The organism is Cupriavidus sp. GW821-FHT07C08, assembly GCF_059419025.1.
This window is the reverse complement of record NZ_JBWKQZ010000003.1, coordinates 101,707-125,014: the sequence shown is the minus strand read 5'-3', so window position 1 is coordinate 125,014 and position 23,308 is coordinate 101,707. Positions and strand designations below refer to the sequence as shown.

At 67.4% G+C, this 23,308-nt stretch carries 24 protein-coding genes; 11 read left to right on the top strand and 13 right to left on the bottom strand.

Translation table 11 applies throughout. The features are described from left to right. Window positions 1–138 precede the first annotated feature (138 nt). Entirely contained in the window at window positions 139–711 is a 573-nt protein-coding gene (locus tag AC07UK_RS05790) for a chromate transporter (RefSeq protein WP_494685932.1), read from the top strand. Then, complete coding sequence (locus tag AC07UK_RS05785; RefSeq protein ID WP_494685931.1) at window positions 708–1,238, top strand: chromate transporter; 531 nt, start codon at window positions 708–710, stop codon at window positions 1,236–1,238. The genes AC07UK_RS05790 and AC07UK_RS05785 overlap by 4 nt, the downstream gene beginning before the upstream one ends. A 13-nt stretch (window positions 1,239–1,251) precedes the next feature. On the opposite strand, the gene AC07UK_RS05780 is transcribed toward AC07UK_RS05785, so the two are convergent. After that, entirely contained in the window at window positions 1,252–3,081 is a 1,830-nt protein-coding gene (locus AC07UK_RS05780) for an ABC transporter ATP-binding protein (protein WP_494685930.1), read from the bottom strand. A gap of 161 nt (window positions 3,082–3,242) precedes the next feature. After that, window positions 3,243–4,925 carry an L-lactate permease gene (locus AC07UK_RS05775; RefSeq protein ID WP_494685929.1) on the bottom strand — a complete coding sequence of 561 codons (1,683 nt, stop codon included), beginning with the start codon at window positions 4,923–4,925 and terminating at the stop codon, window positions 3,243–3,245. Between the two features lie 410 nt (window positions 4,926–5,335). Here AC07UK_RS05775 and AC07UK_RS05770 point away from each other — a divergent pair, with 410 nt between their 5' ends. After that, a complete protein-coding gene (locus tag AC07UK_RS05770; protein ID WP_494685928.1) occupies window positions 5,336–5,989 on the top strand; it encodes a LysE family translocator in 654 nt (217 codons plus the stop codon). A gap of 34 nt (window positions 5,990–6,023) precedes the next feature. Here the strand turns inward: AC07UK_RS05770 and AC07UK_RS05765 are convergent, their stop codons facing one another. Genes AC07UK_RS05765 through AC07UK_RS05730 form a run of 8 tightly spaced genes read right to left on the bottom strand, consistent with a single transcriptional unit; the run spans window position 6,024 to window position 11,851 of the window. Continuing rightward, window positions 6,024–6,668, bottom strand: a complete 645-nt coding sequence (locus AC07UK_RS05765; protein ID WP_436222265.1) for a glutathione S-transferase family protein — start codon at window positions 6,666–6,668, stop codon at window positions 6,024–6,026. A gap of 31 nt (window positions 6,669–6,699) precedes the next feature. Further along, on the bottom strand, window positions 6,700–7,890 hold the full coding sequence (locus AC07UK_RS05760; RefSeq protein ID WP_013957457.1) for an aminotransferase-like domain-containing protein: 1,191 nt from the start codon (window positions 7,888–7,890) through the stop codon (window positions 6,700–6,702). Window positions 7,891–7,943: 53 nt separating this feature from the next. Next, complete coding sequence (locus AC07UK_RS05755; protein WP_494685927.1) at window positions 7,944–8,273, bottom strand: DHCW motif cupin fold protein; 330 nt, start codon at window positions 8,271–8,273, stop codon at window positions 7,944–7,946. Between the two features lie 7 nt (window positions 8,274–8,280). Then, on the bottom strand, window positions 8,281–8,751 hold the full coding sequence (locus tag AC07UK_RS05750) for a RidA family protein (protein ID WP_436222264.1): 471 nt from the start codon (window positions 8,749–8,751) through the stop codon (window positions 8,281–8,283). Between the two features lie 11 nt (window positions 8,752–8,762). Further along, window positions 8,763–9,740 (bottom strand): DMT family transporter, encoded by a 978-nt coding sequence (locus tag AC07UK_RS05745; RefSeq protein ID WP_494686007.1) that lies wholly within the window; start codon window positions 9,738–9,740, stop codon window positions 8,763–8,765. Between the two features lie 47 nt (window positions 9,741–9,787). Next, window positions 9,788–10,426 carry a LysE family translocator gene (locus AC07UK_RS05740; RefSeq protein WP_494685926.1) on the bottom strand — a complete coding sequence of 213 codons (639 nt, stop codon included), beginning with the start codon at window positions 10,424–10,426 and terminating at the stop codon, window positions 9,788–9,790. After that, window positions 10,426–11,139, bottom strand: coding sequence for an alanyl-tRNA editing protein (locus tag AC07UK_RS05735; protein WP_436222262.1), 714 nt, complete (start codon window positions 11,137–11,139; stop codon window positions 10,426–10,428). Before AC07UK_RS05735 ends, AC07UK_RS05740 begins: the two co-directional genes overlap by 1 nt. A 34-nt stretch (window positions 11,140–11,173) precedes the next feature. Beyond that, window positions 11,174–11,851, bottom strand: a complete 678-nt coding sequence (locus AC07UK_RS05730; protein ID WP_494685925.1) for a VOC family protein — start codon at window positions 11,849–11,851, stop codon at window positions 11,174–11,176. Window positions 11,852–11,935: 84 nt separating this feature from the next. Here AC07UK_RS05730 and AC07UK_RS05725 point away from each other — a divergent pair, with 84 nt between their 5' ends. The 3 genes from AC07UK_RS05725 (at window position 11,936) to AC07UK_RS05715 (ending at window position 16,103) form a co-directional block, all read left to right on the top strand. Further along, window positions 11,936–13,486: an aminotransferase-like domain-containing protein gene (locus AC07UK_RS05725; RefSeq protein WP_494685924.1), complete on the top strand. Its 1,551-nt coding sequence runs from the start codon at window positions 11,936–11,938 to the stop codon at window positions 13,484–13,486. Between the two features lie 123 nt (window positions 13,487–13,609). Beyond that, complete coding sequence (gene htpG, locus AC07UK_RS05720) at window positions 13,610–15,517, top strand: molecular chaperone HtpG (protein ID WP_436222259.1); 1,908 nt, start codon at window positions 13,610–13,612, stop codon at window positions 15,515–15,517. Between the two features lie 73 nt (window positions 15,518–15,590). Next, on the top strand, window positions 15,591–16,103 hold the full coding sequence (locus tag AC07UK_RS05715; RefSeq protein WP_494685923.1) for a DNA-deoxyinosine glycosylase: 513 nt from the start codon (window positions 15,591–15,593) through the stop codon (window positions 16,101–16,103). Between the two features lie 18 nt (window positions 16,104–16,121). Here AC07UK_RS05715 and AC07UK_RS05710 read toward each other — a convergent pair whose 3' ends face one another. The 3 genes from AC07UK_RS05710 to AC07UK_RS05700 form a co-directional block, all read right to left on the bottom strand. Beyond that, window positions 16,122–16,916, bottom strand: coding sequence for a type IV pili methyl-accepting chemotaxis transducer N-terminal domain-containing protein (locus AC07UK_RS05710; RefSeq protein ID WP_494685922.1), 795 nt, complete (start codon window positions 16,914–16,916; stop codon window positions 16,122–16,124). A 13-nt stretch (window positions 16,917–16,929) separates the two neighbouring features. After that, window positions 16,930–17,610: a methyl-accepting chemotaxis protein gene (locus tag AC07UK_RS05705; protein WP_494685921.1), complete on the bottom strand. Its 681-nt coding sequence runs from the start codon at window positions 17,608–17,610 to the stop codon at window positions 16,930–16,932. A 228-nt stretch (window positions 17,611–17,838) separates the two neighbouring features. Then, a complete protein-coding gene (locus tag AC07UK_RS05700) occupies window positions 17,839–18,756 on the bottom strand; it encodes a LysR substrate-binding domain-containing protein (RefSeq protein ID WP_494685920.1) in 918 nt (305 codons plus the stop codon). A 197-nt stretch (window positions 18,757–18,953) separates the two neighbouring features. Between AC07UK_RS05700 and AC07UK_RS05695 the strand changes: the two genes are divergently transcribed. The 5 genes from AC07UK_RS05695 (at window position 18,954) to AC07UK_RS05675 (ending at window position 23,221) form a co-directional block, all read left to right on the top strand. After that, window positions 18,954–20,399: an N-acyl-D-amino-acid deacylase family protein gene (locus AC07UK_RS05695; protein ID WP_494693864.1), complete on the top strand. Its 1,446-nt coding sequence runs from the start codon at window positions 18,954–18,956 to the stop codon at window positions 20,397–20,399. An 83-nt stretch (window positions 20,400–20,482) separates the two neighbouring features. Beyond that, a complete protein-coding gene (locus AC07UK_RS05690) occupies window positions 20,483–21,466 on the top strand; it encodes an MFS transporter (RefSeq protein WP_494685919.1) in 984 nt (327 codons plus the stop codon). Further along, complete coding sequence (locus AC07UK_RS05685; RefSeq protein WP_494693863.1) at window positions 21,451–21,753, top strand: hypothetical protein; 303 nt, start codon at window positions 21,451–21,453, stop codon at window positions 21,751–21,753. The genes AC07UK_RS05690 and AC07UK_RS05685 overlap by 16 nt, the downstream gene beginning before the upstream one ends. A gap of 26 nt (window positions 21,754–21,779) precedes the next feature. Continuing rightward, window positions 21,780–22,535 carry an alpha/beta fold hydrolase gene (locus AC07UK_RS05680; RefSeq protein ID WP_494685917.1) on the top strand — a complete coding sequence of 252 codons (756 nt, stop codon included), beginning with the start codon at window positions 21,780–21,782 and terminating at the stop codon, window positions 22,533–22,535. Between the two features lie 248 nt (window positions 22,536–22,783). Continuing rightward, complete coding sequence (locus tag AC07UK_RS05675; protein WP_436222252.1) at window positions 22,784–23,221, top strand: universal stress protein; 438 nt, start codon at window positions 22,784–22,786, stop codon at window positions 23,219–23,221. The last annotated feature ends 87 nt before the right edge of the window (window positions 23,222–23,308 follow it).

Here is a 23,308-nt window from a genome sequence, read left to right as displayed (position 1 = left end):
TCCCTGTTGGTTTGCTCCCTATCCCGCTTGCGGGAGAGGGAGCAAACCGCTGGCAGGTGCTGCGCCTGTAATTCCCGGCATAAGGGAATGTAGCCGGTCCGAAATAACAAGAATCAAACAGCGCTCGCTTCGTCCCGCATGTCCGTCCCCCCGCTTTCCGATCTCGCCCCCGCGCCCGGTCCGCGCAAACTCTTCATCGAGTTTGCCCGCATGGGCCTGTCCGGCTTCGGCGGCGTACTGCCCTTCGTGCGGCGCGCGGTGGTCGACCGCAACCGCTGGCTGGACGACCGCGACTTCGTCGAACTGCTCAGCCTGGGACAGGTGCTGCCCGGACCCAACGTGATCAACCTGGCGCTGATGCTGGGCCTGCGCTTTGCCGGCTGGCGCGGCGCGCTGGCCGCATTCAGCGGGCTGGTGATGGTGCCGATGGGGGTGGTGCTGGGTTTGATGCTGCTGTACCAGCACTACCAGGACGTCGCCGCGGTGCGGCGCATGCTGACCGGCATGACGGCGGTGTCGGCCGGACTGATGCTGGCCACCGGCTTCCGGCTGGCGCAGAGCCTGTCGATGACCGTGCGCAACGTGCTGATCGGCGCTGTCGCCTTTGGCACCATCGGCCTGCTGCGCTGGCCACTGGTGCCGGTGATGGCCGTGCTGGTGCCACTGGCGCTGGTGTGGGAGTGGTGCACCGGCAAGGGCGCGCAGGCATGAGTCCGGGCGAAATCCTGGGCAGCCTGCTGGCCCATTTCGGCGTGCTGTCGCTGCTGGCGATCGGTGGCGCCAGCACCACGCTGCCCGACATGCATCGCTATCTGGTGGAGGCCAATGGCTGGCTGACCGATGCGCAGTTCTCGGCGATGTACGCGATCTCGCAGGCGGCGCCGGGGCCGAACATCCTGTTCGTATCGCTGTTCGGCTGGCAGGTGGCGGGGCTGGCCGGGGCGCTGACATCCATGCTCGGCATCTGCGGGCCGTCGAGCCTGATCGCCTTGTGTTTCGAGTATTTCTCCGGGCGCTCGCCGCACGCACGCTGGCCGGGGCTGATCCGGCGCGCTCTGGCGGCACTGACCATCGGCCTGATGTTCGCGTCGGGCTGGGTGCTGGCGCGCAGCGTCGACCTGCACTGGGCGGCGATGCTGGTTACCGCCGCCACGGTGCTGCTGATGCTGAAGACGCGGGTGCATCCGCTGGTGCTGGTGGCGCTTGGCGGCGCGGCCGGCCTGCTGGGGCTGGTCTAGCCCCGCCTTCCGGTCAGTCGACGCCGACGAAGCCCCCGGTCTGGTGCGCCCACAGCCGCGCATACAGCCCGCCATGCGCCAGCAATTGCGCATGCGTGCCGCTTTCCACGATATGGCCGTTGTCCAGCACCACCAGCCGGTCCATGCGCGCGATCGTCGACAGCCGGTGCGCGATGGCGATCACCGTCTTGCCCTGCATCAGCGTTTCCAGGCTCTCCTGGATCGCCGCTTCCACTTCCGAATCCAGGGCCGAGGTGGCTTCGTCCAGGATCAGGATCGGCGCATTCTTGAGCAGCACGCGCGCGATGGCAATGCGCTGGCGCTGCCCGCCTGACAATTTCACGCCGCGCTCGCCGACCTGCGCCTCCAGCCCGGTATTGCCGTGGGCGTCGACCAGGTGCGGGGTGAATTCGTCGGCGCGGGCGCGGTGCAGGGCTTCGGCCAGTTCAGCCTCGGTGCTGGCGGGCTTGCCGTAGCGCAGGTTGTCGCGGATCGACCGGTGCAGCAGCGAGGTGTCCTGCGTGACCATGCCGATCTGTGCGCGCAGGCTTTCCTGCGTGACCGCGGCGATGTCCTGGCCGTCGATCAGGATGCGGCCGCGCTCGACGTCGTAAAGACGCAGCAGCAGGTTGACCAGCGTCGACTTGCCGGCGCCGGAAGGACCGACCAGCCCGATCTTCTCGCCAGGGCGCACCGTCAGGTCCACGCCTTCGATGACGCCTGAGCCCTTGCCGTAGTGGAATCCCACCTGCTCGAAGCGGACCTCGCCATGGGTGACGCGCAACGGCTTTGCGTCGGCGCGGTCGGTGACCACGCGCGGCACGGCAATTGTCTTCATGCCGTCCTGCACCTGCCCGACGTTTTCGAAGATGCCGTTGACCACCCACATGATCCAGCCCGACATATTGTTGATGCGGATCACCAGCCCGGTGGTGAGCGCAATCGCGCCGGTGGTGACGTGCCCCTCGCTCCACAGCCACAGGGCCAGCCCCGTGGTGCTGGCAATCAGCGCGCCGTTCATGGCGGTGATGGTGATGTCCATGCCGCTGATCATGCGTCCGGCCAGCCGCGACTTCTCGGTCTGCTCGGCCATGGCGTCGCGCGCATAGTCTTCCTCGTGACGGGTGTGGGCGAACAGCTTGAGTGTGGTGATATTGGTGTAGCCATCGACGATACGCCCCATCAGCCGGGAACGCGATTCCGTGGCGACTACCGAACGCTGCTTCACGCGCGGCACGAAATGGAGCAGGGCAGCCACGTAGCAGACGATCCACAGCAGCAGCGGGATCATCAGCCGCCAGTCCGCCTGCGCGAACAGCACCAGCGAGCTGACCGCATAGATCACCACGTGCCAGATCGCGTCCACCGCCTGCACGGCCGAGTCGCGCAGCGAAAAGCCGGTCTGCATGATGCGCTGCGCGATGCGCCCGGCAAAATCGTTCTGGAAGAACGACAGGCTCTGCTTGAGCACGTAGCGGTGGTTCTGCCAGCGGATCAGGTTGGCCAGGCCGGGGTTGATGACCTGGTGCACCAGCACGTCGTGCAGGCCGAAGAAGATCGGGCGCAGCAGCAGCGCCACCGCCGCCATCCACAGCAGTTCATTGCGATGCCGGCTGAAGAACTCCGCGCCGGGCGTGGTCTGGGCCATGTCGACCAGGCGGCCGAGGAAGCTGAACAGCGCCACCTCGATCAGCGCGCCGACCAGGCCCACCAGCAACAGCAACGCGAACACGCCCCAGACTTCGCGCAGGTACCAGGCATAGAAGCGCCAGACCTGGCCGGGCGGCTCGTGGTCGGGCATGCCCCGGAAGGGGTCGATCAGTCTTTCCAGGCGACGCAACATGGCAGGGTTCCCGTTGTGCCCGGCGCGCCCCGGCGTCTTCGTGGGAGGTGGGGGCGCGCGTGCGGCGGATCAGACACAACATAATACGCGCCTTGCACAATGGAAAAGCCCCGCCAGGGGCGGGGCCTTGTCTGAACCGCAGTGCGGAAACTGCTGAACGGTCAGGGGTGGTGGATCACCATATGCGTGAACGGCGGGACATACGCCTGCAGCGTCACGAACAGGCCCACCAGGATCGCCAGCACGATCGAGTGGAAGAACACATAGCGCAGGATGTCGCCCTCGTGCCCGTACCACTTGGTGGCGGTCGAGGCCACCACGATGGACTGCGCGTCGATCATCTTGCCCATCACGCCGCCCGAGCTGTTGGCCGAGGCCATCAGCACCGGCGACAGGCCCAGCTGCTCCGCCGTGGTCTTCTGCAGGCCGCCGAACAGCACGTTCGAGGCCGTGTCCGAACCGGTCAGCGCCACGCCCAGCCAGCCCAGCATGGTGCCGAACAGCGGATAGAACACGCCGGTATGGGCGAAGGCCAGGCCCAGCGTGGCATCCAGGCCCGAATAGCGGGTCAGGTAGCCGATGCCGAACATCGCGCAGATGGTCAGGAGCGAGTAGCGCACCAGCTTGATGGTTTCCCAGTACTCCTTGAACAGGCGCGGCAGCGAGTAGCCCATCAGCAGGCCGCCGGCGATGGCCGAGACAAAGATGCCGGTGCCGGCCATCGACAGCACGTTGAAGTTGAAGACCGCGCCTTCGATGACGTCCTTGGGCACGACCGGCGGTACCTTGACGACAGCCTTGTCCAGCCCCGGGATCGGGAATTTCCACGCCCACAGGCTGTCCATCAGCTTCTTGAACTCGGGCACGCCCCAGACGAAGACGAACACCGTCAGGATCACCCACGGCATCCAGGCCTTGGCCACCGAGATGCCGACCGAGGCGGCGCTGGCGCGCGCATCGGCTTCGAGCGCTTCGGGATGGTCGACCTTGGAGTCATCGTGGCGGCCCAGGATCCTGGTCGAGGTCCAGATCTCCTTCGGATGCCAGACCTTCAGGAACAGCGTCAGCGAGCCCATCGACACCAGCGCGGCGATCACGTCCACCAGCCACGGGCCGTGGAAGTTCGACACCAGGAACTGCGGCACCGCAAAGCTCACGCCCGCCACCAGGATTGCCGGCCAGATCGCCAGCATGCCGCGGAAGCCGGCAAAGGCCCAGATCAGCCAGAACGGCACGATCACCGAGAAGAACGGCAGCTGGCGGCCGATCATGGCCGACAGGTCGAGCAGGTCAAGCCCGGTCACCGACGCCAGGCCGATGATCGGGGCGCCCAGCGCGCCATAGGCCACCGGCGCGGTGTTGGCGATCAGCGCCAGGCCCGAGGCGGCCAGCGGCGAGAAGCCCAGGCCGATCAGGATGGCGCCGGTCACGGCCACCGGCGTGCCGAAGCCGGCCGCGCCCTCGAAGAAGGCGCCGAAGCTGAACGCCACCAGCAGCAGTTGCAGGCGGCGGTCCTCGGTGATGCCGGAGATCGAGTTCTGCAAGACCTTGAATGACCCATTAAGGGTTGTCAGCCGGTGCAGGAAGATGATGTTCAGCACGATCCAGCCGATCGGGAACAGCCCGGACACGATGCCCAGCCCCGCCGCCTTGCCGGCCATCGCCGCCGGCATGCCGAACACCGTCGAGGCGACCACCATGCCGATCAGCAACGCCAGTCCGGCCGCCAGGTGGGCCTGCATATGAAAGAACGCCAGCGCTGCCAGCAGCACGGCGACGGGAACGCCCGCGGCAATGGTCGACAGCGCCATATTGCCTAGCGGGTCATAGACTTGACTCCACACGATCGATGTCCTCCTCAGGTTGGCTCAGGCGCCGGGACGATCTGCGTGCCCTCGGCGCCATGCATGCGCTTTGCACCGGCGAGCGGCATCCGCCGCGCGCGGGAAAGAACCAGCGATTGTAGAAACGGGTTCCGTATTCGCTGCCGTACATTGCGTCATGCCTGGCATGAGCCACATTCAGGGATCAGGGTTTCCCTGGGGGCATTGCGGCGCACGTGGTGCCTTCCAGGCACATCGGCCAGAGTACTCTAAACGGCGCCTGTTGCAAAAGTCTGCGTGCCTGCCACCGGCTCGCATGACTGGCCCGGCAGCCATGCCGGCACTGGCGCAAGCGCCGGCGGTCGGCGCATACTGGCGGGCGTCATGCCGCGGGCGCGCTGCCCGCATCCAACCATTGAATGAGGCTGCCCATGACCGAATTCCTTCCCCCCTGGCCTTTACTGACCGCATTCGTGCTCGCCAGCCTGGCGCTGGCCATCACGCCCGGCCCGGCCGTGGTCTATATCGTCACGCGCACGCTGGCGCAGGGCCGGCGGGCCGGGCTGGCCTCGATCGGCGCGGTGGCGCTGGGCAACCTGGGCAACGCGATCGGCGCCTCGCTGGGGCTGGCGGTGCTGTTCTCGGTGTCGGCGCTGGCGTTTTCGGTGGTCAAGTACGCGGGGGCGGCCTACCTGATCTGGCTGGGCATCCGCGCGTTGCGCGGCGCCGGCGCGGCGGCAGACGGCGGCACGGCGGAAGTGGCGCCGCGCAGCCTGCGCCAGGTTGTGCGCGACGGCTTCGTGGTGGCGTTGCTCAATCCCAAGACCGCGATCTTCTTTGCCGCCTTCCTGCCGCAGTTCATGAACCCGGCAGGCTCGGCGCTGACGCAGAGCCTGGCGCTGGGCGTGGCCTTCGTGCTGATTGCCGCGACCACCGATGCCTGCTACGTGATGGCCGCCGCCGCGGTGATGCCGGCACTGCGCCGCGCCGGCAGGGCGCGCGCGTTCGGCCGCTACCTGACCGGCGCGGCGTTTATCGGGCTGGGGGTATTTACCGCGGCGTCGGGCTCGCGCGCGGCGAAGTAAGGCAGAACCGCAGCAAAGAAAAAACTTCCGCGGCTCAGCGCAGCGGCAGTTCCAGGATGCCGTCCGCGGCGGGGCGGGCGCGCATCGCGCTCAACCAGCGCTCCAGGTCGGGGCGCGGCTGGTGCTTGTGCGGCAGCCCCATCCAGCGGTGCGCGGCGCAGGCCAGCGAGATGTCGGCCATGGTGAAGCGGTCGCCGCCAATGAACTCGCGCCCGGCCAACGCCTTGTCCAGCAGCGCGGCCAGCGGCTCGGTGCGCTCGCACGATGCCTTGATGGCGGCCTCGTCGCGCTCTGCTTTTGGCTTGCGCACCAGGTTCAGGAACGCGGTCACCATGGCCGGGCTGAAGGCGGTGGTCTGCCAGTCCATCCAGCGGTCGGCCGAGGCGCGTGCCTTGACGTCCTCGGGCCACAGCGTGCCTTCGCCATACCGCGCGCACAGGTACCGCACGATCGCATTGGATTCCCACAGCACGAAGGGCTCGCCGCCGACATCGGTACCGCGGAAATCCTCGATCACGGGGATCTGGCGGTTCGGGTTCAGGCGCACATAGGCCTCGGTGTCGAGGTCGCCCTTGGTCACGCCGATATCCACGCGCTCATGGTCCAGGTGCAGCTCGCGCGCGCACCAGACCACTTTCTGCACGTTAATGGAGGAGAGTCGGCCCCAGATACGCAACATGTCGGCTCCAGTGGTGATGCGCGCCCGGGCTTCAGGCCGCGCGCGGTTGCTTGGCGGCGGCCGCGGCGATGGCTTCGCGGAACAGCTCGCCAAGGATCGCCACGCCCTGCTCGATGCGCTCGGCCGACACCGTGACAAAGGCCAGGCGCAGCGCGTTGCGCTTCGGGTTGCTGGCGTAGAACGGCGCGCCCGGCACATAGGCTACGTTGCGCTTCACGGCTTCTTCCAGGATCACCATGCTGTCCAGGCCCTCGGGCAGCTCCATCCAGATGAACATGCCGCCTTCGGGCGCGTTCCAGGTCACGCCCTCGGGCATATGGCGCTTGAGCGCGTCCAGCATGTACTGGCACTGCTTGCCGTAGAGCTCGCGGATGGTCGGGATATGCGTGTCGAGCAGGCCGTCGCGGATGGTCTCGTAGGCCACGCGCTGGGTGAAGGTCGGCGTGTGCAGGTCAGACGCCTGCTTGGCCTGGCACAGCTTGAAGTGCAGCTCGGGCGGGGCGATCACGTAGCCCAGGCGCATGCCCGGGGCCAGGATCTTCGAGAACGAGCCCATGTAGATCACGCCGTCCGGGTTCATCGACAGCAGGCTGGGCAGCTGGTCGCCGGTGTAGCTGAGCGCGCCGTAGGGATCGTCCTCGACCAGCAGCACGCCCTGTTCCTTTGCGCGGGCCACCAGCGCCTCGCGGCGTTCCAGCGGCAGGCGGCGCCCGGTCGGGTTCTGGAAGTTGGGCAGGGCGTACAGGAAGCGCGCGCCGGCGGTCAGCTCGGGCGTCAGCGCCTCGGGCAGGAGGCCCTTGTCGTCGCTGGGGATCGAGACGAACTCAGGTTCGAACAGCGAGAACGCCTGCAGCGCGCCGAGGTAGCTTGGGGTTTCCACCAGCACCTTGCTGCCCGGGTCGATCATCACCTTGGCGATCAGGTCCAGTGCCTGTTGCGAGCCGGTGGTGATCAGCACGCGCTCGACCGGCGCGCCATGGCGCCTGGCGACGAACTCGCGCAGCGGCAGGTAGCCTTCGGTCGCGGCGTATTGCAGCGCCGCCTGCGGGTTGTCGGCGAATACGCGGGCCGTCGCTGCCTCCATGGCCGCTACCGGGAACGAAGCCGGCGACGGCAGGCCGCCGGCGAACGAAATGACTTCCGGACGCTCGGTGACCTTCAGGATTTCGCGGATGGCCGAGCTGGTCAGTTGCTGTGCCCGGCGGGAGATGGCCCATTTCATGATGTGTCTCTTGTCGTCTGGGGGAGTTCTGGGCTGAGCGGCAAGCCTGCCGCTCAGTCAACGATAAATAGTCGTGCGCCCTTCGGCGAGGACGAACGGTGCACTTCCGCCTGGTCGGCTACCTGGTAGCTTGTGCCCGCGCCGAGCACGAACTGCCGGCCGTCTTCCAGCTCGGTATGGAGCTCGCCGTCCAGCACGAACAGGATATGGCCCTTGCTGCACCAGTGGTCGGCCAGGTAGCCGGGCGAATATTCGACCATGCGCACGCGGATGTCGCCGAACTGGCGCGTGCGCCAGGTGGCCTCGCCCTGCTCCCCGGGGTGGCGGGTCGGCGCGATGGCCGACCAATCGGTGGTGCCGAAGGGCAGGTTGTCGATGCGCATGCGGGCCTCAGGCCGCCTTGACTTCGGCGATCATCTCGATCTCGACGCAGGCGCCCAGCGGGATCTGCGCCACGCCGAAAGCGCTGCGGGCATGCTTGCCCTTGTCGCCGAACACTTCGGCCAGCAGCTCGGAGGCACCGTTGGTGACCAGGTGCTGCTCGGTGAATTCGGGGGTCGAGTTGACCAGGCTCATCACCTTGACGATGCGGGTGACGCGGTTCAGGTCGCCCACGTGCGCGTGCAGCGTGGCCAGCAGGTCGATAGCGATCGCGCGCGCGGCGGCCTTGCCGGACTCGGTATCGATGTCCTTGCCCAGCTTGCCGGTCCATACCTTGCCGTCCTTGCGGGCGATATGGCCGGACAGGAACACGGTGTTGCCGGTTTGCGCGGCCATCACATAGGCGGCGGCGGGGGCGTTGACGGCCGGCAGTTCGATGCCGAGGCGGGCAAGGGTGTCGTAGACCGAGGTTTGGGACATGTAGGCTCCAGTCAGTGAATGCGTCCAGGGAGGATCGGTGGTGTTTCCGCGGCAGGTGCGCTTTGCTGCACGGCGGCGCGGCGGCCAAGGGCCACGACGGCGATCACCGCCACGGCGAAGGCGATGGTGGGGGCGTCAAGCGGCTCGGCCAGGATCAGCGCGCCGCCCGCCAGCGTCAGGAACGGCTGCAGCAATTGTATCTGGCCGACGCGCGCCACGCCGCCTTTTGCGAGGCCGGCGTACCAGAAAAGGAAGCCGACAAACATCGAGAACACCGACACATAGGCCATGCCGCCCCAGGCGCGCGGCGACGCCGCGGCAATCGCCGGCAGGTCGCGCAGGGTCAGCCAGGCCACCACCGGCACCAGCACCGGCAGCGACACCACCAGCGCCCAGCTGATGGTTTCCAGCCCGCCCAGCTCGCGCGACAGCTTGCCGCCCTCGGCATAGCCCAGCGCGCCCAGCACCACGGCGGCGAACAGGTACCAGTCCGCATGCTGCAGGCCGCCGGCACCCTGCCAGACGGCAAAGCCCACCACCAGTGCGCTGCCGGCCAATGCCGACAGCCAGAACGCCGGCGACGGCCGCTCACGCCCGAACCAGGCGGCGAATACCGCGGTCGCCAGCGGCAGCAGGCCGGTCACGATGGCGCCGTGGCTGGCCGGCACCTCGCGCATCGCCAGCGAAGAAAACAGCGGGAAACCCGCCACCACGCCCAGCGCGGTCACGGCCAGCCGCGGCCACTGGCTGCCGCGCGGGCGGCGGCTGGCGGACAGCGCGCCGCGCCAGGCCAGCAGCGCCAGCGCCAGCAGCGCGGCCAGGACGGCGCGCCCCATTGCGACAAAGATCGGGTCCAGCTCGGCCACCGCCATGCGCGTGAACGGCAGCGTCTGGCTGAAGATCGCCACACCGACAAAGCCGAGCAGCATGCCGCCGGAGGCCGGTGGGGCAGACGTCAATGGCGGCGAAGCGGGCCGGCTGGCGGGCATGGTCGGGGTCTTGGTTGTCATTGGCTCGGAATCGGAATCGCCGGGTTTCAGTGCACGCCCGGGCTGGCACTGACCGCAATCCACAGCGCGGTCAGCGCCAGCGCCGCGCCCATGGCGCGGTTGAACCAGCGCACGCGCTGGCCTTGCTGCAGCCATTGCCGCAGCGATGCGCCCAGCACGCCGTACACGCCGTTGCTAACAAAGCCCAGCACGGCGAACACGCCGCACACCAGCAGCACGCGCTGCGCCGGCGAGGGCGCGCCCGTCATGTAAGAGGCCGCGACCGCCAGCGCCAGCATCCACGCCTTGATGTTGGCGTACTGCAGCACCGCCGACTGCCACACGCTCAGCGGGCGCAGCACCTGCTTCTGTGCCAGCACCGTGCTGCGCGCGATCTTCCACGCCAGCCACAGCAGGTAGGCCACGCCGGCCAGGTGCACGCCGGCGGCCAGCGCGGGCTGGCCCAGGATCAGCGCGCCCACGCCCAGCGCGCACAGCGCCAGGATGCTGGCAAAGCCGAAGGCCACGCCCACGCAGTGCGGCAGCGTGGCGCGCAGCCCGAAGTTGGCGCCAGTGACCGCGGCGATGGTGGTGTTGGGCCCGGGCGTGAACAGGCCCACCGTCAGCAGGGTCAGCAGGGCCAGGAACTGCGCGGCCGTCAGGCCGGTGAGCAAGCCGGAGGCCATCACGCGAACGCGACCACCACGCGCCGGTTGGTGCGGCTTTTCTTCTCGATCTTGGTCACCACCACCGCGCCGATCTCGCTGGTGTTGGCCACGTGCGTGCCGCCGCAGGGCTGGCGGTCCACGCCGGGGATCTCGATGATGCGGATGCTGGCCGTGCCCGCCGGCGGCGCGGCGCCGATGGTGCGCACCAGCTCTGGCTGGGCGGCCAGTTCCTGCGGCGTGATCAGCGTGGTGCGCACCGCGGTGTTGGCGTGGATCAGCGCGTTCAGGCGCTCGGTCAGGTCGGCCTTGTCCAGGGTCGATTCCGGCAGGTCGAAGTCGACCCGCGCCGACTCCGGCGAGATGCCGCAGCCGGTCACCGGCGCCGGGATCAGCGAGCCCAGCAGGTGCAGGCAGGTATGCAGCCGCATCAGCTTGTGGCGGCGCGCCCAGTCGATGGTCACGGTGACGCGCTCGCCCACGCGCGGCAGCGGCGCATCCGGTGCGGGCACATGCAGGATGCGGCTGCGGTCGTCGGCGTAGACAGTGTCGGCGATGGCCACCGTGCGCCCGTCAGCCAGCGCCAGCGTGGCGGTGTCGCCGGCCTGGCCGCCGCTGCGCGCGTAGCACACGGTTTCGTCGAGTTCGATCCCTTCGGCGCCGGCCGCCACCACGGTGGCGGTGCAGTGGTCGAGGTAGGGGTCTTCGTCGAAGCGCTTGCGGGTGGCGGACATCGGGGGTCTCCTGGTGGGCTTGTTCTGGGTGTGGCTAGCGCAGGGTGCGGATGCCCTGCGCGGTTTCGATTTCGGCGCTCAGTTCGGGCGGGCCGTCGGCCTGCTCGATGGCGATGAGGGGGTCGGCGCCCAGCCAGGCCAGCCCCTGGCGCAGCAGCTCGGCGCGCGGGTGGCGCCCGGACAGCCTGCGCAGCGCCAGGTCCTGCCGCGGCAGGCTGACGCCGGGGTAGGTGGCCACGTCCCACTGGATCAGGCTGGGCAGCAGGCCGTCGCCGGCGCTGTCGGCTTCGCCCGGCCAGGTGGGCAGGCTGCCGTCCTCGGGCACGGTGATGCGCCAGTGCAGGCCGCCGCGGGTCATCGGGATGACCGGGGCGATGCGCTCCGGGTACTGCGCCTGCCACCGGCCCAGGTCGGCGGGGCGTTCCACGCGCGCGGCCCAGTGCAGCAGGAACGGGCCGTCGCGCAGACGCTGCTGCACGGCCTCGGTGTCCAGGCCGAACCAGCGCGGGCGTGCCGGCGCGGCGGCGGCCGGATCGACCGCGATCACTTCCAGGTAGACGCCGCCGAACATGCCCAACACGCGGTTGTGCGTGGCCATGGCCGTGTGCGCGCCGCCGCCCTGGGGCGCAATGCCCAGCAGGCCGGCAACGTAGTCCGTGCCGGCGTCCAGGTCGGGCGCGGCGATGACGAGGTGATCGAGGGCGAGCTTCATCGTGGCTTGATGGTAGACAAGGTAGTCGGTACAGTACCGGTACAGTTGAGCGGATCGTATTCAGTACAGTTGCAGGAGCAGCACATGGATGCCAACAGCAGGGACGGCGACGCCGGCGGTGAGACCGCCACCGTCGCCCGTCAGAAGGATAGCGGAGGCGACGCCAAAAGCACATCGGGGCATGCCTCCGGCCGCGCGCTGCGGCTGGTGGTGCCGCCCACCGAGCGCTTCCCGGATCCGATCCCCTCGGCGCAGATGACGCTGGTCGAGCAGCTGACCGAATGGGCCCGCATGCGCATCGACGAGCGCGTGTTCCGCGCCGGCATGCGCATGCCGTCGATCCGGCAGCTGGCGCAGGAGAAGGGCATCTCGCGCTTTACCGTGGTCGAGGCCTATGAGCGGCTGGTGGCGCTGGGCTACCTGGAATCGCGCCGCGGCTCCGGCTTCTACGTGCGCGAGCGCGCCCCGGCCGCGCCCGCGGCGCCGGTGTCCGGCGGCGTGGCGGTGGCGCGCAATATCGACGTGACCTGGCTGCTGCGCAGCATGTTCCATACCGCCGAGGCGCACAAGGCGCCAGGGCTGGGCTTCCTGCCCAATGACTGGCTCGACGGCGAACTGATTGCCAGCGCGCTGCGCGGGCTGGGCCGCCAGCCCGGCAACCATTTCCTGGCCAGCGGCACGCCGCAGGGGTTCCTGCCGCTGCGCCAGCAGTTGCGCACCCGGCTGGAAGAACTGGAGATCGGTGCCAGCGCCGAGCAGATCGTGCTGACCTCGGGCATCACCCAGGCCCTGGACCTGATTGCGCGGCTCTACCTGCAGCCCGGCGACACGGTGCTGGTGGGCGATCCGGCCTGGTTTGTGATGTTCGGCCGCTTTGCCGCGCAGGGCGCCCAGGTGATCGGGGTGCCGTACACCGCCGAAGGGCCGGACTTGGAGGCGCTGGAGCGCATCGTGCAGGCACGGCGGCCCAAGCTGTTCGTGATCAACTCGGTGCTGCACAACCCCACCGGCACCTCGCTGTCGGCGGCCAAGGCCTTCCAGCTGCTGCGCCTGGCCGAGCAGTACGACTTCCTGATCGTCGAGGACGATATCTACTGCGACCTGTGCCCGCCCGGCCACGCCGCCACCCGGCTGGCCAGCCTGGACCAGCTGCGCCGGGTGATCTACCTGGGCAGCTTTTCCAAGACGCTGGCGGCCAACCTGCGCGTGGGCTTTATCGCCGCGCACCCGGAGATGGCGTCGGCGCTGACCGACAGCAAGCTGCTGGCGGGGCTGGCCACGCCGGAGATCAACGAGCGCGTGCTGTACAAGGTGCTGACCGAGGGCCACTACCGCAAGCATGTGGAGCGCGTGCGCACCCGGCTGGACCGCGCCCGCGACGAGACCCGGCGCGAGCTGGAGCACCTGGGCCTGCGCCCCTTTCCCGGCCAGCACGCCGGCATGTACCTGTGGGCCGATACCGGCCGCGACACCAACGCGATCGCCACCGCGGGGCATGAAGAGGGCTACCTGTTCGCCCCGGGCAGCCTGTTCTCGCCGTCGCAGATGCCATCGGGCTGGATGCGCTTCAACGTTGCCAGCAGCGGCCACCCGGACATGCTGGCCTTCCTGGCGCGCCAGCTCGAGCGCCTGTAAGTCACATCCCGGCAGCACCCGGGCCTTGAAAAATGGCCCGGGCGGCCCTATGTCTGGCGGCACCGGCCACATGACCGTGGCCCCACCCACTTTCCAGATTCGCCTGTTTCCAAGAGGAGAACCATGACCGCACCGCACGAGACGATGAGCTTCCAGGCGGAAGTGAAGCAACTGCTGCACCTGATGATCCACTCGCTGTACAGCAACAAGGAAATCTTCCTGCGCGAGCTGGTCTCGAATGCTTCGGACGCCACCGACAAGCTGCGCTTCGAGGCGATTGCGAACCCGTCCCTGCTGGAAAACGACGCCGACCTGGCTATCCGCATCGAGGCCGACCCGCAGGCGCGCACGCTGACGATCACCGACAACGGCATCGGCATGAGCCGCGACGAGGCCATCCACAACCTCGGCACCATCGCCCGCTCGGGTACCAAGGAATTCTTCCAGCAGCTTTCCGGCGACCAGCAGAAGGACGCCGCGCTGATCGGCCAGTTCGGCGTGGGCTTCTACTCGGCCTTTATCGTCGCTGACAAGGTTACGGTGGAAACGCGCCGCGCCGGCCTGGGCGCCGAAGACGCAGTGCGCTGGGAAAGCACCGGCGACGGCGAGTTCACCATTGATGCCATCGCCCGCACCGAGCGCGGCACCACCATCACGCTGCACCTGCGTGAGGGCGAGGACGACTTCCTCTCGGCCTGGCGCCTGAAGGGCATCATCCAGAAGTATTCGGACCATATCTCGCTGCCGATCCGCATGCCCAAGGAGATCTGGGATGCCGAGGCCAGCGCCTACAAGCGCACCGACGAGTGGGAAAGCGTCAACCAGGCCAGCGCCCTGTGGACGCGCGCCAAGTCGGACATCACCGACGAGCAGTACACCGCCTTCTACCACCACATCGCACACGCGCACGACAACGAGGCGCCGCTGGCCTGGACCCACAACCGCGTGGAAGGCCGCAGCGAGTACACGCAGCTGCTGTACATCCCGGCGCGCGCACCGTTCGACCTGTGGGACCGCAACCACAAGGCCGGCCTCAAGCTGTATGTGAAGCGCGTCTTTATCATGGACGATGCCGACCAGCTGCTGCCCGCCTACCTGCGCTTCGTCAAGGGCGTGGTCGATTCGGCCGACCTGCCGCTGAACGTGTCGCGTGAACTGCTGCAGGAAAGCCGCGACGTAAAGGCGATCCGCGAAGGCTGCACCAAGCGTGTGCTGTCGATGCTCGAGACACTGGCGGATAGCGATGACGAAGCCGAACGCGCCAAGTACACCACCTTCTGGCAGCAGTTCGGCCAGGTGCTCAAGGAAGGCATGGGTGAAGACCCGGCCAACCAGGAGCGCATCGCGAAGTTGCTGCGCTTTGCCTCGACGCACAACGACACCGCCGAGCAGAGCGTGGCGCTGGCGCAGTACGTCAGCCGCATGAAGGAAGGCCAGGACAAGATCTACTACGTGACCGCCGACACCTGGGCTGCCGCGAAGAACAGCCCGCATCTGGAAGTGTTCCGCAAGAAGGGCATTGAAGTCCTGCTGCTGACCGACCGCGTGGACGAGTGGATGCTGTCCTTTGTACGCGAGTTCGACGGCAAGGAACTGGTCTCGGTGGCCCGCGGCGACCTCGACCTGGGCAAGCTCGCCGACGAAGCCGAGAAGGCCGAACAGGAAAAGGCTGAGAACGACTGGAAGGACGTGGTCGCCCGCGCCAAGGCTGTGCTCGACGGCAAGGCCAAGGACGTGCGCGTGACGCTGCGCCTGACCGACTCCGCCTCGTGCCTGGTTTCGGACGAAGGCGACATGAGCGGCTACCTGCAGCGCATGCTGAAGCAGGCAGGCCAGAAGGCGCCGGACGCGCAGCCGATCCTGGAGCTGAATCCGGACCACGCGCTGGTGAAGAAGCTACGCGACCTGCCGGAAGGGGATGCATTCGGCGATCGCGTGCAGGTGCTGTTCGACCAGGCGCTGCTGGCCGAAGGCGGCATGCTGGACGATCCGGCTGCATATGTGCAGCGCGTCAACAAGCTGCTGGCCTGACGCCCCGGCTGCCCTCGCCGCGCAGGCGGCGGGGGATTCCTATCTCAATGTGTTGTAACGGAGCGCGTGACCGATGACGCTGAAGCGGTGCTTCCCGCCTGTCGTTGACGCGGGCACGCGCATCCTTGTTCTTGGCAGCCTGCCGGGCGAGGCGTCACTGGCGCAAAGCCAGTATTACGCGCACCGGCAGAATCAGTTCTGGCGCCTGACCGGCGATGTTCTGGGCGAAGACCTGGTCCATATGGACTATGCCGCGCGGCTGCAAACGCTTCTGGCGCATCACGTCGGTCTGTGGGACGTGGTGGCGCAAGCGAAGCGTGAGGGCAGCCTGGACAGCAACATCCGGGATCACGCCGGCAACGACCTGGCCAGCCTGATCGAATCACTACCCAGGCTGGCTGTCATCGCCTTCAATGGCGGCACTGCTGCGCGTATCGGTTTGAAGGTGCTCGGGCAGCATGACGACCATCACCGGATCATCAAGCTTCCATCCAGTAGTCCCGCTCATACCTTGTCCTACCCGGAAAAGCTGCGCGCCTGGCAGGCATTGCAGGCGTGGCTGCCTGTCAAGCCGCCTCTGGCATAGCTCGTTCACGCACCCACGTTACCTGGGCATCCCTTCATACATGCCGGTGACGTCATCCATCACCTGAAGAATACGCTCGCTGGTCGTGGCGATGTTTCTCAACTGTTCCGCGCGACTGACCCCGGTCTGATTGAGTGCCTCTTCAAAGAACAGCCACTGAGAGCCGGCAAGCAGCAGTTCGCGACGGATTGCCTCGGTGTTTTGCGGCGCCGAGGTGAGAAGCTCCTGCGCGGCTGCGAATTCCCTGGTAGCCGTGTCCAGATCCTGCGCCATCTGGGGGGAGGTAATGCCCCAGGCGCGGAACATGCTGATCTTGGCGATTCTCTGCGAGAGCATCCGCTGGCGGCCGGCAACGTTGATCAGCTTGCCCGTCGCGGTGCCGGAGTGTTTCTCGAGCAGAAGGGTTCCCTGTTGCGCAAGCTTCAGCACATCCTCGCTCATTTTAGCGATGGTTTTCGCGCTATCGGGATTCGGATCGCCGCCGGACAGCAACTGTCTATAGGGAATCCATGTCTGCTCGAGCCTGGCGTAGGTGTCCTTGATCTCCGGCGTGGGCGCGAACGCCTTTAGCTCCATGAGCTGCTTGTCGAAGAGCGCCACGGACTGCTCAAGAATCTTCTTCGAACGTTCGACTTCAACGCCGAGGCCAGCCTGGCAGTAAGCCTTGGCCATGCGCTGAGACAGCATGCGCTGGCGGCCCGCCTTGTTGATCGCCGCGTTGATCGTCAGTGTTTCGGCGCAAGCGCTCCCGGCCAGGGCCAGCGCCAGGACACTGCAGGCAATCAGGCAGAAGGAACAGAGGTAACGTTTCAAGGGCGTCTCCGCATCAAACTCTGGTTGATCCTTTGGGCGCATCGTTCGAGCCGACGACGTGGCGGATCAGCTGATCCATTTCCTTGATGATGTCCGCAAGCACCTGCGTGATCACCGAGAACTCCCTGCCGTACTCTCCCGCCCGCGCAGCCGAGATGCGCGCATTCATTGCGACGATGTTCGCCTGCATCGAAATACCGCTGAGGCGATCGGCGAGGTCGGTCTGGCGTTTGCGCACAGCGAGCTCGCAACGGTGCATTTCCTCCTGGTAGGCCTGCGTGACGGTCTGCAGCAGCTCAAGTATTGGCGTGGCCTGCGTCACAAGCACATCGAGGGATGACGCTTGCCGGCTGGCGTCGGCCAGGGGTGGGTCTATCGCTGTTCTGACCCGGGCGATGAATTCACGGATACGCGCGTCAGCGCGCGCACTGCCAAAGTACAGTTGCTGCAAGGCGCCGGAGAATGTGCCGGGGAAACGCTCATTGCCCATCACGAGATCCGAATGCGCCGACTCGAACATTGACAGGCACTTGCGTGCGATATCGAGCGCCGCAGCGTCCCCCCGCGAAGCGAGCAACAACTGGAGGACGATCCGTTGCGACAGCATGCGCTGCCTTCCGGAAAGGTTGATCAATGCGCCGATGGTCTCGGCGGACACTTCGGTCTCGGGTGACTGAGTAGAGAGAGCGTTCATGCCATGCCTTGCAGGTAGTGTCGACGCAGACGCAAACCGCGCTGTCCGGCAAAGCAAAAGCGCCCCGAAGCGAGATGCCTGCGAACCGGTTGTCCGGTTCGCGGTCCATTCGCTTCGGGGCGTCGTTGCCCGGGATGCTCCTTTTCGGAGCATGTCATCGCGACTTGCCAGCTTGTTTCAAGGCCGCCGTTGGCCTGTGTGACCGCGTCGCAATATCTATGCCATAGCTCATGGAAGTTGCATCAGGCTTCCTTCGGCGGCACCTTCCTCGTGCTGCTGCAGCAGCCAGTCGCGAAACACCTTCAGCGCCCGCATCTGTGCCGACGCCGGCGGATACACCAGGTAATAGCCCTTCGGATGCTGCCAGGTTGCATCGGAAAGGCGCTCCAGCTTGCCGGAGGCCAGCAGGTCCCCGGTCATGTAGGCGGGCAGCAGCGCCACGCCCATCCCCGCCACGGAGGCATTCAACGCCATCGACATCACCTCGTAGCGCGGCCCTTGGTGGCCCGGGCTGGCTTCGATGCCTTGCTGTGCGAACCAGCCTTCCCATGCGTCGGGCAGCGTCAGGTGCTGGATCAGCGCGGACCGCGGCGTGCCGGCGCCGATCGCCTGGCCATGCGTGGCCACCCATGACGGCGCGGCATAGGGCGACAGCTGCAGCGGCACCACGAATTCGTTATGCAGGCCCGGCCGCTGGCCGTCACCGAACTCCAGCGAGGCATCCACGGCCGCGGTGCTGAAGTCAACCGGACCCACGCGCGTGCGCAGGTTCAGGGTGATCTCGCCGTGCGCGCGCGTAAAGGCGGGCAGGCGCGGAATCAGCCAGTAGCTGCCCAGCGACGCACCCACCGAGAGCGACAGGGCGCCGCCCCTGCCCTTGAGGGCCATCACGTTCATGGTGGCACGCTCCAGTTGCCGCAGCAGCGGTGCAATTTCAGCCAGGTATTCGCGCCCCGCATCGGTGAGCGCCATGGCGTCGCGCCGCCCGGCGAAAAGCGGTACGCCGAGGCGCTCCTCCAGCGTCTGGATCTGGCGGCTCACCGCGCCTTGCGTCAGGCTCAGCTCGCGCGCGGCGGCAGTGAAGGAGCGCAGCCGCGCGCTTGCCTCAAAGCACATCAGGGACTGGGTGGATGGTGCGCGAAACATGAAATAAGCACAGGAAGGCACGAGGACTTTGCTTGCAGTCCGGTGATCGTAGCAGAACGATCATGAGGAAAGCTCATGCTTATCGCAGTAAAAGTGGTTTGCCAGGCCATGGCCGCGGATCGGATTATCACGGCATGACTTCCTGACAGTGCCTCGCCACGCGGCAAGGGGCATGTCCGAACCTGGCGGACTGACTGATGTTTGATCTCATTATCGAAGGCGGCACCGTGATCGACGGCACGGGTGCGCCCAGGAAGGACTGCGACATCGGCGTCCGCGCAGGCCGGATTGCCGCACTCGGCGACCTGCGCAGCGCCGTAGCGAGCGCCCGCCAGGACGCGTCCGGCCGCATCGTCGCTCCCGGCTTCATCGATGTGCACACCCACGACGATCGCCTGCTGCTCGATGCGCCGCAGGGGGCGCATCCCAAGCTGTCGCAGGGCATTACCACGGTGATCACCGGCAACTGCGGCATCAGCCTGGCGCCGCTGCTGACGGATAACCCGCCAGCACCGCTGGACCTGCTGGGCGACGACGCCTGGCGCTTCGAGCGTTTTGCCGGCTACCTCGACGCACTGGAGGCCGGGGGGCCGGCGCTCAACGCGGCCTGCCTGGTCGGCCATTCGACATTGCGCGTGCGCCATATGGGCAGGCTCGACCGGCCGGCCACCGGGCGCGAAGCCGAGCGCATGGCGCGGGACCTGGCCGAGGCGCTGGAGGCGGGTGCCATCGGCATGTCGACGGGCCTTTACTATCCGCCGGCGCGCGCCGCCACGGCCGACGAGGTGATCGCCGTGGGCGCGCCACTGGCGGATGCCGCGGGCATCATCACCATGCATATCCGCGACGAGGGCGACGCCATCGAAGACGCCATGCGCGAGGCGCTGCATATCGGGCGCGAACTGGGCATCGACACCGTGCTGTCGCACCACAAGCTGGTCGGTCGCAGCAACCACGGCCGCTCGGTGCAGACGCTTGCCATGCTGGAGCAGGCCGCGCGCGAGCAATCGGTGTGCATCGACTGCTACCCCTACAACGCTTCGTCGACGATGCTGCTCGCATCGCGCGTGCGCCAGTCCGACGATGTGCTCGTGACCTGGTCCAGGTCCGACCCGTCCGCGGCGGGCAAGTCGCTGTTCAGGCTCGCGCGCGAACGCAATCTCGACCCGGAGGCACTGGCGCAGGCGCTGACGCCGGCCGGCGCGGTGTATTTCGCCATGAGCGAGGACGACGTCGAACGCATCCTGGCGCACCCGCTCACCATGATCGGCTCCGACGGCCTCGCCCACGATCAGAGCCCGCACCCGCGCCTGTGGGGCAGTTTCCCGCGCGTGCTGGGGCATTACGCGCGCCGGCGCGGACTGTTTTCGCTGGAAACGGCGGTCCACAAGATGACCGGGCTGAGCGCGCGGCGCTTCGGCCTGCCGCGCCCCGGGACCATCGCGGCCGGCAATTTTGCCGACCTGGTGATCTTCGACGAGGCTCGCGTGGCTGACCGCGCTTCCTTCGAGCAACCCACTGAAGTCAGCGCCGGTATCGACGCTGTCTTCGTCAACGGGCGCCTGGCCTGGGGGCACGGCCGCAGCTGGGATGTCCATGCCGGGCATGTGATCCGCCGCCGCGCCGGCGCGGGCCAGGATTGAAGCGCCGCCAGGCACGCACTGGTTCGAACGCGCCCCCAAAGCCGATCCACCCCACGATCCCATCCAATACACAAAGGAGACAGGTGAAGCATCCCGACAACCTGGGCGCGCCGGGCGCCCATCCGGCGGCGCCCGCGCCGCTCTATTCACGGCCGCGCAAGACGTTCCTGCTCGCCATGCTGTTGCTGTCATGGATTCTCGGCAATGCCGACCGCATGGCGATGAGCGTGTCGATCGTCCCGATCCAGAATGAATTCAGCCTCGACGCGCGTTCGGCCGGCCTGCTGCTGAGCGCCTTCTATGTGAGCTACGCGCTCATGCAGCTCGCCGCTGGCTGGCTCGGAGACCGCTTCGGTGCGCGCATCATCCTGGTGTTCTCGGTGGCATGCTGGTCGGTCTTCACCGGGGCCACCGGCATGGCCACCACCTTTGCCATGCTGTTCGTGGTCCGCGTGCTGTTCGGCATCGGCGAGGGCGGCTTCGCGCCGGCCAGTTCGGTGACCATTGCCGAGGCCTTTCCCAAGCCTGAGCGCGCGCGCGCCAAGTCGCTGGTGATCGGGGCTTCGTTCCTCGGCAGCGCGATCGGCTCGGGTGCCATCGCCGCGCTGATCCACAGCCATGGCTGGCGCTTTGCCTACCATGTCTTCGGCCTGTTCGGGATCCTCGTGGCGGTGGTGCTGTGGTTTGCCGTCAAGCGTCCGCCGCGGCGCCCGAAGCAGGCGGGCAAGGCAGCATTCAGCGCGCTGCTGCGCTCGCTGGTGCTGCGCAAGACCATGCTGATCTTCTTCTTTGCCAACATCGTGTACGTGGCGCTGGTGTCGTGGATGCCGTCCTTCCTCATCCGAGTGCGCCACATCGACATCCTGCACGCCGGCATCGCCTCGGTGGTGCCCTATGTGGTGGCCTTTGCCTGCCTGCTCTTGGTGGGCTGGCTGCTCGACAAGGTCGGCCAGGGCCGCGAACGCGTGTTCATGGCGGTCGGCGCCACCGCCATGGCCGTCTTCATCGCGCTGATGGCCTATGCCGAATCGCTGCCGGCGATGCTCACGCTGTGGAGCTTGCGCTGATGGGCTACACGGTGGTGTATGGCACGGTCTTTGCCATCCCGCTCAAGCATATTCCGGATGAATCGGTGGGCTCGGCCGCCGGCATCATCAACTTCGGCGGCCAGCTCGCAGCGGCCATTTCGCCGGCGCTGATCGGCGTGCTGATGGACGTGGTGCCCGGCTCCTACGTGCTGCCCTACGCGGCACTGCTGGTGTCCGCCCTGGGCGCGCTGGCGGTGGCGCTCACGTGGCGCCCGGGCAGCCATGCCAGCGGCGGGTCTGGCGAGGCCGCCGGCGTGGCTGCCTGAGCCGCAGAACAACAGGAGGCGCACGGATGAACGGTTCCCGTCCCGTCCTGATGCTGCTGCCCGGGCTGCTGTGCGACCATGCTGCGTGGGCCGGGTCCGCGCAGCGGCTGGCGGCGCTTGCGGACTGCCGCATTGCGTCGTGGGGCATGCTTGACAGCATCGAGGCCATGGCGTCGCACCTGTTGGCCAGCGTGCCGGAGCCGCGCTTTGCGCTGGCCGGCCATTCGATGGGCGGCCGTGTCGCGCTGGAAGTCATGCGCCAGGCGCCGCACCGCGTGGAACGGCTGGCCTTGCTCGACACCGGCTTCCAGCCGCTGCCGCCAGGCCCGCCGGGCGGCAGGGAGAGCGAAGCGCGCGGCGCACTGCTGGCTCAGGCGCGCAGTGTGGGCATGCGGGCGATGGGGCGCAGTTGGGCCACAGGCATGGTGCATCCCGATCGCGTCGGCTCGCCGCTGTTCGATGAGATTCTCGACATGATCGGGCGCAGCACCCCCGCACAGTTTGCCGCGCAGGTGCGGGCGTTGCTCGGACGCCCGGACGCATCGGCGCTGCTGGCGGCCATTACCAGCCCGACGCTGCTGCTGTGCGGCCGCCAGGATCACTGGAACCCCCTGGACAGCCACGTGGACATGCGCGAGCGGATCCCGGCGGCGCGGCTTGAAGTGATCGAGGATGCGGGACACATGATCACCATGGAAGCGCCGCAAGCGGTGGCCGAGGCTATCGCCGCATGGCTGACGGAGGATTCCGCGGCGATCCGGCGCGACCCCGGTGGGGCCTGACGCGGCCCGCAGCCAGCCAACGGTTTCGCAAATCGCCGGTATTGAATTCACCGGTGCGCATGTGACGCATGCCGGATTGCCGTGGGCCATGGCGCACCTATACTGGAGTCGAGCGACGAATCATTCGAAACCGGGGGTATCGGTCGCTGCTTGTTGTGCGCCTTGCGGGCTCGCACTTTCGGACGCATGGCGATGACGCATCGGAAGTGAGCGCCTTAGCCGGCAACTATGCTGGCAAGGAGGCAATCATGTTCAAGCATCTCCTGCTGGCGGTCGATGGCTCCGACCTGTCTGAATCGGCGTTCCGCAAGGCTCTCACGCTGGCGCGGGAAATGGGGGCGCGTACCACCGCGGTGCGGGTCTGTCCGAACTACCACGTCCTGACCTACCAGGTCGAGATGCTGGAGGAAACCCGCGAAACCTACGTGAAGCAAGCCTGGGAAGACGCGACCCGCTACCTGCGCGGACTGGCCGACGAGGCCGGCGCCGCGGGCGTGCCCTGTGAAACGGCATACGTCGTCAATGACCATCCCTACGAGGCAATCATCAAGACGGCCGAGGAAAAGGGCTGCGACCTGATCGTGATGGCTTCGCACGGGCGGCGCGGGGTCCAGGGCATGCTGATCGGCAGCGAAACCCTGAAGGTGCTGACCCACAGCAAGATTCCGGTACTCGTCTACCGGTAGTGCTGCGGACCGCGGCGGCGGCCACTGCCTGGGGTGCGCGCCGGCTGCAGAGCCGGCGCCGCCCGGGCTGTTTTTTTGCCGCGGGCG